Annotated in this window: 13 protein-coding genes; 5 read left to right on the top strand and 8 right to left on the bottom strand. The window is 72.7% G+C overall.

The features are described 5' to 3' along the window. Nucleotides 1–54: 54 nt before the first annotated feature. Nucleotides 55–846: a pyrroline-5-carboxylate reductase gene (gene proC / locus DFI_RS07920; protein ID WP_027461690.1), complete on the top strand. Its 792-nt coding sequence runs from the start codon at nt 55–57 to the stop codon at nt 844–846. Nucleotides 847–849: 3 nt separating this feature from the next. On the opposite strand, the gene DFI_RS07915 is transcribed toward proC, so the two are convergent. Further along, nucleotides 850–1,512 (bottom strand): glycosyltransferase family 2 protein, encoded by a 663-nt coding sequence (locus DFI_RS07915; RefSeq protein ID WP_051307393.1) that lies wholly within the window; start codon nt 1,510–1,512, stop codon nt 850–852. 50 nt (nt 1,513–1,562) lie between these two features. Then, a complete protein-coding gene (locus tag DFI_RS07910; protein WP_051307392.1) occupies nt 1,563–3,398 on the bottom strand; it encodes a hypothetical protein in 1,836 nt (611 codons plus the stop codon). A 295-nt stretch (nt 3,399–3,693) separates the two neighbouring features. Between DFI_RS07910 and DFI_RS07905 the strand changes: the two genes are divergently transcribed. The 3 genes from DFI_RS07905 to ftsY all read left to right on the top strand — a co-directional run bounded on the left by DFI_RS07905 (nt 3,694) and on the right by ftsY (nt 7,134). Beyond that, complete coding sequence (locus DFI_RS07905) at nt 3,694–5,799, top strand: protein kinase domain-containing protein (RefSeq protein WP_043776684.1); 2,106 nt, start codon at nt 3,694–3,696, stop codon at nt 5,797–5,799. After that, nucleotides 5,796–6,098, top strand: a complete 303-nt coding sequence (locus DFI_RS07900) for a glutaredoxin family protein (RefSeq protein ID WP_043776682.1) — start codon at nt 5,796–5,798, stop codon at nt 6,096–6,098. Before DFI_RS07905 ends, DFI_RS07900 begins: the two co-directional genes overlap by 4 nt. A gap of 79 nt (nt 6,099–6,177) precedes the next feature. After that, nucleotides 6,178–7,134, top strand: coding sequence for a signal recognition particle-docking protein FtsY (gene ftsY, locus DFI_RS07895; RefSeq protein WP_022801852.1), 957 nt, complete (start codon nt 6,178–6,180; stop codon nt 7,132–7,134). A 16-nt stretch (nt 7,135–7,150) separates the two neighbouring features. Here the strand turns inward: ftsY and DFI_RS07890 are convergent, their stop codons facing one another. The 3 genes from DFI_RS07890 to DFI_RS07880 all read right to left on the bottom strand — a co-directional run bounded on the left by DFI_RS07890 (nt 7,151) and on the right by DFI_RS07880 (nt 10,057). Next, nucleotides 7,151–7,690 carry a uridine kinase family protein gene (locus DFI_RS07890; RefSeq protein WP_051307391.1) on the bottom strand — a complete coding sequence of 180 codons (540 nt, stop codon included), beginning with the start codon at nt 7,688–7,690 and terminating at the stop codon, nt 7,151–7,153. A 5-nt stretch (nt 7,691–7,695) separates the two neighbouring features. After that, on the bottom strand, nt 7,696–9,252 hold the full coding sequence (gene bshC, locus DFI_RS07885; RefSeq protein WP_027461688.1) for a bacillithiol biosynthesis cysteine-adding enzyme BshC: 1,557 nt from the start codon (nt 9,250–9,252) through the stop codon (nt 7,696–7,698). A gap of 133 nt (nt 9,253–9,385) precedes the next feature. Beyond that, on the bottom strand, nt 9,386–10,057 hold the full coding sequence (locus DFI_RS07880) for a Crp/Fnr family transcriptional regulator (protein ID WP_027461687.1): 672 nt from the start codon (nt 10,055–10,057) through the stop codon (nt 9,386–9,388). 76 nt (nt 10,058–10,133) lie between these two features. Between DFI_RS07880 and DFI_RS07875 the strand changes: the two genes are divergently transcribed. Further along, the gene (locus DFI_RS07875) at nt 10,134–10,868 is read left to right on the top strand and encodes a WecB/TagA/CpsF family glycosyltransferase (protein ID WP_043776680.1); all 735 of its coding nucleotides are present in this window, start codon (nt 10,134–10,136) and stop codon (nt 10,866–10,868) included. Nucleotides 10,869–10,922: 54 nt separating this feature from the next. Here the strand turns inward: DFI_RS07875 and DFI_RS07870 are convergent, their stop codons facing one another. Genes DFI_RS07870 through DFI_RS07860 form a run of 3 tightly spaced genes read right to left on the bottom strand, consistent with a single transcriptional unit; the run spans nt 10,923 to nt 13,238 of the window. Further along, entirely contained in the window at nt 10,923–12,212 is a 1,290-nt protein-coding gene (locus tag DFI_RS07870; protein WP_027461685.1) for an aminotransferase family protein, read from the bottom strand. 49 nt (nt 12,213–12,261) lie between these two features. After that, nucleotides 12,262–12,741, bottom strand: a complete 480-nt coding sequence (locus tag DFI_RS07865) for a DinB family protein (RefSeq protein ID WP_051307431.1) — start codon at nt 12,739–12,741, stop codon at nt 12,262–12,264. Next, nucleotides 12,738–13,238, bottom strand: a complete 501-nt coding sequence (locus tag DFI_RS07860) for a DinB family protein (protein ID WP_022801859.1) — start codon at nt 13,236–13,238, stop codon at nt 12,738–12,740. Before DFI_RS07860 ends, DFI_RS07865 begins: the two co-directional genes overlap by 4 nt. Nucleotides 13,239–13,251 lie beyond the last annotated feature (13 nt).

Genomic DNA, 13,251 nt, shown 5'->3' with positions numbered 1-13,251 from the left:
TCCCCCTATGCCGGGGCGGCGGGCCGGGCGGGCCGCGCCCCTATACTCACGCGCATGAAGCTCGCCATCGTCGGCGTCGGCAAACTTGGCCTGTCCCTGCTGGAGGGCGTCACCCGGCGCAGCGTGCTCGCCCCGCAGGACATCGGCCTGATCGACATTCACACCGAACGCACCGCGGAGATCGCCGAACGCACCGGCGCCGTCCTCCTCGACCCGGCGCAGCTCGGCCGGGCCGAGCGCATCGTGATCGCCCTGCAGCCCCGCGCCTTCCCGGCCGCCGCCGAGTGGCTCGCGCAGGAGAACGCCGGGTACATCAGCACCATGGCCGGCGTGAGCCTCAGCGCCCTGTCGCGCCGCCTGGGCACCAAACGCGTCGTGCGGGTCATGCCGAACCTGGGCGCCACCATCGGCCTCAGCCAGACCGCCATCGCCGCGCCGAAGGAGGCCGTGCAGGCCGGCGACCATGCCTTCGCGCACCAGCTGTTCGACGCAGTCGGGGACGCCTACGACCTCCCGGAGAACCTGTTCGACGTGTTCACCGGCATGAGCGCCAGCGGCCCCGGGTACGCCGCCGTGGTCGCCGAGGCCCTCGCCGACGGCGCCGTGCGCATGGGCATGCCCCGCGCGCTCGCGCAGGAACTCGCGGCGAAACTCCTGGTCACCAGCGGCGAACTGCTGCAACGCCGCCTGCACCCCGGCCTGCTCAAGGACGAGGTCGCCAGCCCCGGCGGCACCACCATCGCCGGCCTCAGCGCCCTGGAATCCGCCGGCGTGCGCGGGGGCCTGATGGCCGCCGTGGAGGCCGCCACCCGCCGCAGCACCGACCTGGGCCGCGACCAGGAGTAACGCTCAGGTCTTCCGGCGGGCGCGGTACGTCATCAGGTGCGCGTACATCTTCGTGCGCGCCTTGGCGCCCTGCCAGAATCCGCGCTTCTTCTCCTTGACCACCTGCGCCACCTGCGGCAGCTCCACGTAATCCCACCGCGCGCCGCACGATTTGAGGTGCGCGGTGATCGCCGGTTCCGGCCAGCGTTCCACGGCCAGGTCCGGCACGCCCAGCAGCCAGTCGCGGCGGCAGGCGCGCTGCCCGCTCAGGTGCGGCGTGAGTTTGTTGCCCCAGTCCGTCACGAAGCCGCCCCCCTCGAACACGCCGATGCTCATGTCCAGCGTCCCGGCGAGCACCGGGCGCAGCATCAGCTCCAGGTGCTCGCGGGTCAGGCCGACGAGGTCGGCGTCCAGCATCACCACGAACTCCGCCTGCGCGGCGTGCAGCGCGGCCAGCAGGGCCGGGCCTTTCCCGGCGTTCACGGGCAGTTCCACCACCTGCGCGCCGGCCCGGCGGGCCGCGCCGGCCGTGTCGTCGCCGCTGCCGTCCGACGCGACGATCACCTCCGGCGTGAGCGTCAGGGCCGCCTGCACCACCGCGCCCACGGTCTGCTCCTCGTTGAACGCCGGAATCACCACCGCCACGCGGGGCGCGGCGGCCGCGGCAGAAGTGGAGCCGGTCCTCATGAGCGGCATGCTAGAGCATCGCACTCCCGGCCGCGCTCAGTTGCCCGCCCTCAGTTGGGCGTGGGGTCCACGACCGTGCCCACGCTCACCTGCGCGCCCTGTTTCAGCACCAGCACGCTCATGGTGGGCATGCGCAGCACCAGCACGTCGTGCAGTTCCTGCGCCGGGTAGCCGGGCAGCACCGCCATCAGCTGCCCGCGGTAGTCCTTGCGCAGCGTCATGGCGCGGCCCTCCAGCCGGAAACTCACCGGCTCCTCGCCGATCAGGGCACTGGCGAAATTCCCGTCGCTGGGCACGTCCGGCAGGGCCCGCCACTCGCCGGGCGGCACCGTGATCCCCCCGAACGCCGCGAGCTGCAGCGCGTGCCGCAGGCGAGAGGTGATTTCCGGATCCACGCCCAGCGCCGCGCCCGCGGCCCGCAGGTCCGCCTCGGTGTTCTCGCCGTTGCGGGCCCGGATGCGGCTGACCAGCGTCTCGGCGCCCTTGCGGCAGAACGCCAGCAGCGCCTCCCCGGACGCCAGCAGGAACTTGTCCGCCGAGTCCGGCGTGAGGCCCTCCAGGTCGTGATCCTCCAGCACGCCCTGCCCGTGACGCAGCACCTGCGCGGTCAGCCGCGAGAGCCGCAGCGCGGCGTAGGCCTCCTCGGGGTTCATCATCACCGCGATCAGGTGCGCCAGCCCCGCGCGCATGTTCATGTCCTCATCCATGCGCCGGTCCAGGACCAGCATCAGGTACGACCCGCTCAGGTACACCTCGACCCGGTGCGGCTCCGGGTGCATCACGACCATGCGCTCGGCCGCCGGCAGTTTCGGCCGGATGAGGGCCACCTCGCGGTCCAGCAGCAGCTGCCAGTGCCCGCCGATCTGCTGCCAGCGGGCGTGCATGCCCTGCCAGCGGGTCTCGGTGCCGCCCGGCAGGAAGATCACCAGCCGGTGCGGGTCCTTCGCCCCGTCCGGGGAGGCCAGCGCCGTGCGCGGCGACGCGGAGTACAGGATGCTGCCCTCCGGCACGGCGCCCGGCGCGGTGGTGGGCGCGTCGGCCAGCAGCGCGTCCAGCAGGCTCAGCACCGCCTGGGCCGCGTCACGGATCGCGGCGCGTTCCAGGGGGTCGCGGGGCGCGCGGTACTGGCTGCGCAGCGCCTCCAGCAGCTCCTGCCGGGCCAGCGGGGAGACGTTCTCGCCCTGCGCGGCCTCCAGCAGGGCCTGCATGACGCCCTCGTTCTCCTTGCGCGGGAACGGTTCCTCCCGCACCTGCGACAGCGCCGCCCGCAGCCGCCGCCACGCCGTCTCGCTGACCAACGCGTCCGCGACGGTCAGCATCATGCGCTGCAGCACCTCGGCGTCGTGCAGGGACAGCAGGCGGTCGTACGCACCAGGCACGTGCATCCACTCGCGCACCGCCCGCCCGGCCCGCTCGGCGTTTTCCAGCGCGGTGTACAGCACCCGCAGCGACAGGTGCCCGCGTTCCTCCTGCCAGACCTTGCCCTGCTCCTGCAGCGCGCGCCGCAGCCCCGCTTCCCACTCCTGGCGGAGCAGGTCCGTCCACGCCTCGCTCTCCGCCTTACCCAGCGGCGCCTCTCCACTCCACGCCGAGGGCCGCGGCTGCACCGCCGCGAGGTCGTTCAGGATGGACGCCAGGCTGGTCGGCGCCTGCTGAGGCGCTGCGCCGGGCTCGGCCAGGGCCCCCTCGCGCTTCTCGCGCAGCATGGCGCGGTAGCGGCGGTCCACCTTCATCAGGCGGCGGTGCAGGTTCGGGTCCAGCGGCGCCGAGAGCAGCTCCTCACGCAACTCGGCCACCGAGTGCCGGCCGCCTTTCGGGGTGCGGCCCGCTTCCAGGTCGCCCAGCTTGTAATCGAACAGGTCCACGAGTTCCTGCCAGGCGTTCATGCCCTCACCCCCAGCGCCTGCGGGCGGGCAGGCCGCGTGAACCGGGAGGCGGGGGCCGGCCCGGCCCGGTGGGACCGGCAGGAGGAGGCAGTCAGGAGGGCGCGGGTCACAGGTCAAGTATGCCCTGAGCGGCCGCGTCTCTCACAGTCCACCCACGCGGCGGCCGGGAGGCGCGTCCGGGTTTGCGGGGTTCTGTAAGGTCGCCGGGAGCGGGAAGCCGGTATAAAGGACGGGTGAAGGCACGCGTGCGCCGCCCGGTTCTCCCACTTCCCCCGCACCCCGGCCGAGGTGCCGCGTGAGCTGGGCGCTGCTTCTTTCCCTGTTCGCTGTGGCGTTCCTGCTCAGCGTCCGCGCGCCCGAGCGCGTGCTCGCCCTGCTGCTCACCGCGCTGGGGCTCGTGGCGGCGGGCCTGCTGGCGTACCTGGCGGTCCAGGTGGGCACCGACCCGGCCGGGTGGCAGAGTGGCCGCCTGACGGGGCCCCTCACCGCGCTGGGCTTCGTGGTCGGCTCGGGCCTGGTGCTGATGGGCCGGATGCTCACGCCGTCCCTGGACCGTCCCTCCCCGCTGCTCAGCGTGCCGTTCCGCGCCGTGTCGCAGACGAACGCCGGCGCGCGGCGCACCGCCAGTGGCACCGCGTCGCGCCGCAGCGCCCTGAACGCCCCGCTGACCGACGTGGACTTCCAGGAGTACGACGTGCTGGAACGCATCGGGATCGGCGGGATGGGCAGCGTGTACAAGGCCCGCCGCCGCACCGACGGCCGGATCGTGGCGCTGAAGGTCCCGCAGGAGAAGTACCTCGCCGACGCGAAGTTCGTGAAGCGCTTCTACCGCGAGGCGGAGGTCCTCAAGCGCTTCAACCACCCGAACATCGTGCGGGTGTACGACTACCGCATGCAGGACCCCGAGCATTACATCGCCATGGAATACCTCGAGGGCCAGAGCCTGGAGACGCTTCTTGAGGAACGCAAGCTCGACTTCAGCGAGGCCACCCAGATGATCCGCGCCATGGCCGACGCGCTGCGCCACATTCACATGCAGAACGTCGTGCACCGCGACATCAAGCCCGCCAACGTGATGGTCCTGCGTGGCGCGTTCGTGGACGGCCGCCTGCGCGAGGGCGGCGTGAAACTCATGGACTTCGGCATCGCGGTCGGCAAGGTCCTGACCCGCCTCACCATGACCGGCGCCCGGGTCGGCACGCCCATCTACATGGCGCCCGAACAGGCCAAGGGCAACCGCGTGGACGCCCGCAGCGACGTGTACTCCCTGGGCCTGCTGGCCTACGAGATGGTCGCCGGTCAGACCGCCTTCAAGGGCAGTTACGAGGCCGTGGTGCACCAGCAGGTGTTCGAGTCGCCCAAGCCACCCAAGCAGGTGCGGCTGGAAGTGCCGGGCCGCCTGAACGACCTGATCCTGCACATGATCGAGAAAGACCCCGCCCAGCGCCCTACGCTCGACGAGGTGATCGCCCGCCTGGACGCCGGCGTGATGACCGACGACGCCTTCAACGAGCCGGTTGCGCTGGCCCTGAGCGTGCAGGAGCGGCGCGGCACGCTGCGCCTGCTGGACCTGAAAGGCAAGCTGCGGGTCAGCCTGCGCGATCAGCGCGCCACCGAGGACGGCCTGCCCGGCGTGCCGGTCGCCATCGCCGGGGACGCCCGCGGGCACCTGTTCGTGGCGCTGCAGGACTACCGCCAGGGCCGCAGCGGCGCGCTGATCCGCAAACTGGACGCCGCCGGGCAGGAGCAGCTGAGTTTCGGCGCGTACGGCCTGGGCGAGGCCGAGTTGCTCAAGCCGGTGTCCATGACCCTGTCCGGCGGGCGCCTGTACGTCCTGGACGCCGAGGCCTGCCGGGTCGTGGTGTACGAGGACGGCCAGTACGTGCACGCCTTCGGCGGGATCGGCAAGGGCAACGGCCGCTTCGAGAAACCCCGCGTGGTCGCGGCCGCTCCGGGCGGCGAGGTGTACGTGCTGGACATGGGCGCCCAGGAGGTGCAGCGCTTCACGCCGCACGGCGAGTACCTCAGCCGCTACGCCTTCCGCATGGACCGCACCAGCGAGACCCTGCGGCCCCTGGACGGCCTGGCCGTGGACGCCAGCGGCGCGGTGTACATCGCCGACAGCGTGGCCCGCAAGCTGCGCAAGATCGAGGCGGACGGCACCCCCGGCCTCACCTTCACCCTGGAGTCCCTGGTCGGGGAGGCCACGGACGCGCCCTGGCTGCTCAGCGTCGCGCCGGGCGGCGAGATCTTCGCCATGCGGCAGGGCGGGCAGGTGCTGCGCACCTTCTCCGCCGCCGGGGACCTGCTCAGCCAGACGGATATGTACGCGCCTGTGCAGGCGCTCACCGTCGTGGAACGCCCCGTGGTCAATGTTCCCCGGGCGGGGCTGCCCGCATGAGCGGCGCGGCCCTGCCCACCCTGACGCTGTACACCAAACCCGGCTGCCGGCCCTGCGAGATCGCCAAGACGAACCTGGAGGCGCTGGCGTTCGCGTTCGAGGTCGTGAACATCGAATCGGCACCCGCGCTGATGGCCCGCTACGGGCAGGAGATCCCGGTGCTGGCCCTGCGCCGTGACCCGCACGACCCCGCGCAGGACGAGGTGCTCGGCAAGGGTGCCCTGACCCGCACGCGGCTGGGCACGCTGAAGCTGCTGCTGATGCGCCGCCAGAGCGGGCCGGACACCGCCGCACCCTGAACCCCGGAGGGGCGCCCCGCGCCGCCACCGCCCAGCCTTCCGCGCAGGAAAGTTGCGCGGGATGCACTATGCTTTCCCCATGAGTTGGCTAGAGCGCCTGCGGGACGGGCTGAGCAGAACCCGCAAGCAGATGAACGACACCGCCGGATTCCTGGGCACCGACGTCCGGGACGTCCTGAACAACCGCCTGGAAACCCTGGAGGACCTCGAATACGCCCTGATCGCCGCCGACGTCGGCCGGGCCGCCACCGAGGAGATCCTCGCCGACATCCGCGCCGCCGAGGGCAAGAACCTCCAGCAGGCTCTGATGGACGCCCTGGTCCTGCAACTCGAACCGGACGCCCGGCGCGCCGAGTTCCGCAAGCTGGGCTTCGCGCCGGACGTGAGCCGCAGCAAGGTCGCCCCGAAAGGCCACGTGGTCATGGTGATCGGCGTGAACGGGGTGGGAAAGACCACCACCATCGCCAAACTCGGCCAGTACTACGTCCGCCAGGGCAAGAGCATCATGTTCGCCGCCGGCGACACCTTCCGCGCCGCGGCCGGCGCGCAGCTGGGCGTGTGGGGCGACCGCCTGGGCATCCCGGTCGTGCAGGGCCCGGACGGCGGGGACCCGGCCGCCGTGGCCTTCGACGCCGCCAGCGCCCGCGCGGCCCGCGGCACCGACCTGCTGTTCGTGGACACCGCCGGCCGGCTGCACAACAAGCACAACCTGATGGAGGAACTCAAGAAGGTCCGGCGCGTGATCGACAAGGCCGACCCCGGCGAACCGGCCGAGGTGTGGCTGGTGCTGGACGCCGTGACCGGCCAGAACGGCCTGCAGCAGGCCAAGAAGTTCCACGAGGCCACGCCCCTGACCGGCGTGATCGTGACCAAACTGGACGGCACTGCCAAGGGCGGCATCCTGGTGCCGATCGTGCGGGAACTGGGCGTGCCCATCAAGTTCATCGGCGTGGGCGAGCAGGCCGACGACCTGCAACCCTTCGACAGCCACGAGTTCGTGCGGGCGCTGTTCGACGTGGACATCCCCCGGGACTGACCCGGTCAGGCCCGCCTCAGCGCAGCCGCTCCAGGAGGATCCGGGCATTCCCGTCCGGGTCCTCTTCGCCGTTAAGGATGAGGTCCGCGTGCGCCGCGCTGCCCGCCACAAACTGCCGGAAGCCCGGCCTGGCACTCAGCGCATGGTTGCGGCGCGTCACCTCCGGCGGGACGCCCCGCTCCGCGAGGTTCCGGGCGGCCTTGCGCTCCAGCCGCAGATCCTCCGGCGCCGCCAGGAAGACCCTCAGCGTCATCCGGCCGCGCAGGTCGGGGGAAACCAGTGCGAACGTGCCCTCCACGATCAGCAGCGCCGTACCACATCGGCGGTGGTCCTCCAGAGCGGCGTGCACACGGGACCAGTCCACGGCGTCCGGGTGGTTCAGGTCGAAGTGCCGGACGCCAGCCGCGTCCGGCGCGGTGAAGGGCCCGGCCTCACGGTCGGTTCGGAAGTAGTCATCGAGCGACAGCAGGGCCGCGCCCGATTGCCGGGCCGTGACCCGGCGGGCCAGCGTGCTCTTCCCGGCCGCCGACCCGCCCCCGATCCCGACGACCTGCACGGGCCTCAGGGAATGGGGAGTTCACCCTGCCAGCCCGGCTCCAGTGCCAGCAGCAGGTCCAGCGGCACCCGGCCGTGCTTGAGCAGGTAGGTCAGGAAGTTCATCTCCCGTTCCTGCGGGGTGCCGTTCGGCAGCAGGTGGCGTTTCAGGCGGGTGAGCTGCCCGCTGCGCTCGTCCTCCGCGCGGGCCAGCGCCGCGGTCGCCAGACGCTGCAGGTGCGCGATGCGCGCCAGGGTGCGCACCTCGGTGCGGTGCGCCGCCTTGGCAAGCACCGGGTCCAGCCCAGCGATCTCGGCCGTCAGGGCGTTGAGGTCGGCGTCCAGCGCCTCCAGCCGCGCCTGCGACAGGGCCGCCGCGCCCCGCTGCGCCGCCAGCGCGCGGCCCAGCACGCCCTCCGGGTCGGCCTGCACCTCGGCAGCGGTGGCGCCCAGGCGCGTGAGCAGCCGCGTCACGTTCGGTTCCAGCCACGTCACGCTCAGGCGCAGCCACAGCAGCGGCTGCTTTAACCCGTGCAGCGGGTACACGTCCCGCAGCTGCGCGCCGTACGCCGTCTCACCCGGCCCCACCACGAACGCCAGCGTGGGCAGCAGCGTGTCCTGCACCACGGGCCGCACGCCGGCCGCCGGGGTCAGGCGGGCCGGGTCGGCGCTCAGGACCGCCTCCAGGTTCTCCCGGGTGTACGCGCGGGTCGCGGTGCGGAACCCGCCCTCCTCCCAGCGCAGCAGGCGGCGCTGCCCGTCGTCCTCCTCGATGAACACGTTGGTCGCGCCGGCGGGGCGGCGCAGCTGCGGCTCGAACCCCTGCGCGTCCAGACGGGCAGCGGCGTCCTCGATCACCCGGGACGACGCCAGTGGGTCCGCCAGTTCCCGCCTCAGGGCCGGGGCCATCAGGGCCGCCAGGGCCGGGTGCAGGGGGTCCAGCACGATCAGGCCGGCCGGGGCGAGCAGCGCGTGAACCAGCCGCGCGAACACGTCCGCGACCGTCCCGCCGTCCCGCACGGCGCCCTCGACCAGTCCCGCCACCCACGTCCGGTGCGCGTCCGGCGCGGCGAACGAGGCCAGCAGGTCCCGCACCTGCGCGGTCCAGGCGTCCTGCCACGCAATGCGGCCCACCGGGACGCCCTCGGGCAGGTCCAGCGTCAGGCGGTGCAGCCGCTCCTCCAGGTCCAGCAGGGTGGTGGAGGCCACCTCGGCCGCGTCGTGGTCCTGACTGGCCACCCAGTACACCGCCACCACGGGAGCGTCATCACGGTCCAGCTCGCGCGCCAGCAGCACGGCGTCGGCGGCCTTGTGCACGCTGTACGCCGGGCCGGTCAGGACGCCGGCCTGCTGCCCGGTGACCACCACCCGGGCAGCGGGGTGCCGCAGGCGCTCCAGGCCCGCCTGCACGTGCGCGTCCAGGGTGCCGAGGTCGCGGTGGTAGGCCTCCAGCGCCGCGGCCAGGGCCGCGCGGTCCACGTCGGGCCGCGTCTCCTGCAGGGCGTCCCCAAGTGCGCCGTGCGGCAGGCGCAGGAAGTCCCGCAGGCCGCCGCGCCGGTACTCGGCCGCCGCGCTGCGCGTCACGCCGGCCCGCCCGGCACGGCGCCCACGACCACGGGACCCCGCGTCGCCCGGTTCACATCACACGTCACTGCACGGCTCCTACTCTCACAGCCGCTCACGTTACCGCCTGCGCGGCCCGCTGTGGGGTTCCCGTCTACCGCACAGGTTCACGAACGAGGTGCTCCAGGCCCTCGCGGTCCGTCAGGATGATCCGCCGGTACCCCAGGTCCAGCAGCCCCCGCCCGCGGAAATCCCCCAGCAGTTTCGTGACCGTCTCCCGGGTGCTGCCCGCCATGTGCGCCAGGTCCTGGTGCGACACCCGCTCCCGCAGTGCGAGCGTGCCGTCATGCCACTCGCCCTCGCGTTCGGCCAGGGCCAGCAGCGCCCGCGCCAGCCGCTGCGACACCTCCATGAACACCAGCCCGGACAGCCGCTCCTGCGCCCCGCGGGCCTGCCGCGTCACCTGCTCGGTCACGGCCACGCCCACGGCCGGCTGCGCGGCCATCAGGCGCGTCAGGGGCTCACGGCCCAGCAGCAGCGCCTCGCTGTCGTCGATGGCCTCGGCGTACACGCCGTACTGCTCCCCGGGCACCAGGGCGCGCACGCCCACCAGGTCACCCACGCCCGGCACGTCGATGGTCACCTCGCGCGCCCCGGACCCCAGGCGGTACAGCCGCACTGCGCCGCGCGTCAGGACGTGCAGCGTGTCGGCCGGGTCGTCCGGGTGGAACAGCAGCTCGCCGCGGCTCCAGCGGCCCGTGCGCGCCGAGGACCGCAGCAGCGCCTGGGAATCGGAGGGCAGCGTACCGAACGCTCCGGGCAACATGCCCGCCAGTATGCCGCACGCCCGCCCGTGGCCCAGCCCACCTTGCCGCGCGGCGGGGCGTACAATCACGCCCAGCATGACCCGCCTGCGCCTGTTCGACCTGCCCCTGGACGTCATCACCCTGGACCAGACCCTGGACCGGCTCGGAGAGTGGATCTACCGCACCCCCCGCGCCCCGCACACGGTCGTCACCCTGAACCCCGAGTTCATCGTGCAGAGCCGCACCCAGCCGGACTTCGTGACCGTGATCAACCAGGCGGACCTCGTCACCGCGGACGGCGTGGGGATCGTGTACGCCGCCCGGCAGCTGACCGGCACGGAGGTGCCCCGCGCGCCCGGCATGGACATCGTGCGCGGCCTGATGGAGCGCCACGGCCGGGACCTGCGGGTGTTCTTCCTGGGCGCCAAACCCGGCGTGGCCGAGACCGCCGCGAAGAACGCCGCCGACCAGTACGGTATTCAGGTGGCCGGCGTGCACCACGGATACTTCGGCCCCGAGGACGATCAGCGGGTTGCGGAGCTCATCCGCGACAGCGGCGCGCACCTGCTCCTGACCGGCATGGGTGCCGGGCGGCAGGAGATCTTCAACCAATACTGGCGGCAGGTGCTGAACACCCCTGTGATGATCGGCTGCGGCGGCGTGATCGACGTGCTGGGCGGCACCGCGCAGCTCGCCCCGGAGTGGACGCGGCGCATGGGCGTGGAGTTCATCTGGCGCATCGCCAGCGACCGCCGCCGCTGGAACCGCGCGCCGAAACTCCTGCAGTTCGTGCGGCTGGTGGAGGCCCAGAAGCGGAAACAGAAGGCCTGACCTCAAGAAGGTGGCCGCCTCCAACCGGGGGCGGCCACCTTCCTGCCTGTGCACCTACGCGTCTGTCAGCGCCTGATCCAGCAGGCCCAGCAGCTCGTCCACCTCGGCCGGCGTGATGCTCAGCGGCGGGCCCAGCAGCAGGTGATCGCCGCGGACGCCGTCCACCGCACCGGACCCCGGGTACGTCAGCAGGCCCAGCTCGCGGGCGCGGGCCGCCACCCGCTCCGCCCGGCCGGGGGTTACGTCGCTCTGCCCGGTCGCCGGATCGCCCAGCACCACGCCCAGCAGCAGGCCGGTGCCCCGCACCGCCAGCACCTGCGGGTGCCGGGCCTTCAGCGCCTCCAGACCGGCGAGCAGCTGCGCGCCCCGCTCATGCGCGGCTGCGACCAGGTTCTCGCCCTCCACGATGTCCAGCACCGCCAGCCCGGCCGCCACGCTCACCGGATGCCCGGCGTACGTGAACCCGTGCTTGAACGCCCCGGACCCGCCCATGACCGTGTCGTACACGTGCCCCTGCGCCATCAGGCCGGCCAGGGGCGCGTACCCGGCCGCGAGGCCCTTGCCGAGCACCACGATGTCCGGCGTGACCGCCTCGCCGTGCAGGCGGGCGGTGAGGGGCACGCCGCAGCGGCCCATGCCGGCCATCACCTCGTCGGAGATGAACAGCACTCCGTACTCCCGGCAGATCTCCGCGACGCGCGCGTGGTACCCGGCATTCGGGACGAGCGCCGCGTCCGAGGCGCCCACCACCGGCTCGCACATGAACGCCGCGACCGACTCCGGCCCGGCGGCCTCCAGCACCGCGCGCAGGCGGTCGGCGTCCTGCTCGCCGGTCAGGCCCGGGTCGGGTTTCGGCATTTTCGGCCAGGCGTCCTCCCGCATCAGCGGCGCGTACAGTTCCCGCCGCGCGCCCATCCCGGAGGCCGCCAGGGCGCCCAGGGAGGCCCCGTGGTAGCTGGGCACGCGGGTGATCACCTTGAAGCGCCCCGGCTCGCCGCGTTCCACGTGGTACTGCCGGGCCAGCTTGATGGCGCTCTCGTTCGCCTCCGACCCGCCGGACACCGCCCAGAACCTTGCGCCGGGCAGATTCAGGAACGCCGCGAGGCGCGTGGCGTAGGTTTCCAGCACGTCACTGGAGTACTGCGACCCGTGCACGAACGCGAGCCGCTCGGCCTGCGCCGCCATGGCCCGGGCCACCCCGGCGCGGCCGTGCCCGACATTCGCCACCAGCGCCCCGGAACTGCCGTCCAGGGAGCGTTTTCCGGTGTCGTCCCACAGGTACACCCCCTCGGCACGGACGGCGACGGGGTACGACTTGCGGCTGCGGTAGAAGACGTTCGACATGCACAGGCTCCAGTTCAGAAAAAGAGGAGAAGAGGGAAAGGGGGGCGGCTTACCAGGTGTCCCCGCCGCTGGGCGGCGGCCACAGGCCCAGGGCCTGACGCAGGGTCACGACCTGCCCCAGGTGGTACACGCCGTGTGCCGCGAAGTTCGTCAGGGCCACACCGTACGGCCGGCCCTGGCGGTCCGGGGTCTGCACGAACGCCTCGTCCCGCGCGAGGTCGCGCAGGCGGGCGGCGTCCCGCAGGAAGTCGGCCTTCAGCGTCTCCCAGTCGCCGGGGTCCGGCCAGCCGCCGGCCGCGTGCTCGGGCGCGGCGGGGTTCTCACCGGCGATCACCGCCAGCAGGTACGCCTGCCAGAACTGCACGTGCCCGATCACCTGCGCCACCGAGTGCGGCAGAGTGGCCGGCACGCGCGCCGCATCGGCGGCGCTCAGGTCCTCCAGCGCCCGCTCCCAGGTGACGTTCGCGGCGCCCCCTTGATACAGGTTCCCGACCGCCTTGCCGAAGGTGTCGCCCAGCGTTCCGCTCACCACGTGTCACCACCCCCGGGAGGGGGCCACGCGCCCAGCGCCTGCCGGACCGTGACCACCTGCCCGAAATGGTGCGCGGTGTGCAGCGCCATGTCGGCCAGCAGCTCCCCGATGGTCTCCTCGTGGTTCACGGGGTTCGCCAGGTCCGGCCGGGCGGCATGCGGGTCGATGCGGGCCAGCAGCTCGTAGAACTCGTTCTTCACGCGCGGCCACTCGCCTTCCGCCACGGCCGGCCAGGTGTCCGCGGCCGACTTCGGGTAGGGCTGCGCGGCGCCCATCTCGATGATGTCCAGCATCCAGCGGTTCCACCAGTTCACGTGCGCGACCAGTTCCGCCACGCTGTGCGGCAGGCCGGCGGGGCGCGTGACCGCCTGCGTGGCGTCCAGGCCGCTCAGGGCCGCTTCCACGCCCACGAAGGCCTGCCCGCCACGGAAGAGTTTCGGCAGCAGCCGGGCAAAGGCCAGCTGCGCGCGTTCGTTTCGGTCCGGTTCAGTCATGGGGTTCAGTCTC

Origin of the sequence: Deinococcus ficus, from assembly GCF_003444775.1 — a bacterium.
GTDB classification, from domain to species: Bacteria; Deinococcota; Deinococci; order Deinococcales; family Deinococcaceae; genus Deinococcus; species Deinococcus ficus.
The sequence above is the reverse complement of the archived record's forward strand: the minus strand, read 5'-3'. Positions and strand labels throughout refer to the sequence as shown.

What these genes read in the sequence shown, in the direction of transcription:
- proC (WP_027461690.1), top strand. Translation starts at nt 55, where the DNA reads ATGAAGCTCGCCATCGTCGGCGTCGGCAAACTTGGCCTGTCCCTGCTG.
- DFI_RS07915 (WP_051307393.1), bottom strand. Translation starts at nt 1,512, where the DNA reads ATGAGGACCGGCTCCACTTCTGCCGCGGCCGCCGCGCCCCGCGTGGCG.
- DFI_RS07910 (WP_051307392.1), bottom strand. Translation starts at nt 3,398, where the DNA reads ATGAACGCCTGGCAGGAACTCGTGGACCTGTTCGATTACAAGCTGGGC.
- DFI_RS07900 (WP_043776682.1), top strand. Translation starts at nt 5,796, where the DNA reads ATGAGCGGCGCGGCCCTGCCCACCCTGACGCTGTACACCAAACCCGGC.
- ftsY (WP_022801852.1), top strand. Translation starts at nt 6,178, where the DNA reads ATGAGTTGGCTAGAGCGCCTGCGGGACGGGCTGAGCAGAACCCGCAAG.
- DFI_RS07880 (WP_027461687.1), bottom strand. Translation starts at nt 10,057, where the DNA reads ATGTTGCCCGGAGCGTTCGGTACGCTGCCCTCCGATTCCCAGGCGCTG.
- DFI_RS07875 (WP_043776680.1), top strand. Translation starts at nt 10,134, where the DNA reads ATGACCCGCCTGCGCCTGTTCGACCTGCCCCTGGACGTCATCACCCTG.
- DFI_RS07870 (WP_027461685.1), bottom strand. Translation starts at nt 12,212, where the DNA reads ATGTCGAACGTCTTCTACCGCAGCCGCAAGTCGTACCCCGTCGCCGTC.
- DFI_RS07860 (WP_022801859.1), bottom strand. Translation starts at nt 13,238, where the DNA reads ATGACTGAACCGGACCGAAACGAACGCGCGCAGCTGGCCTTTGCCCGG.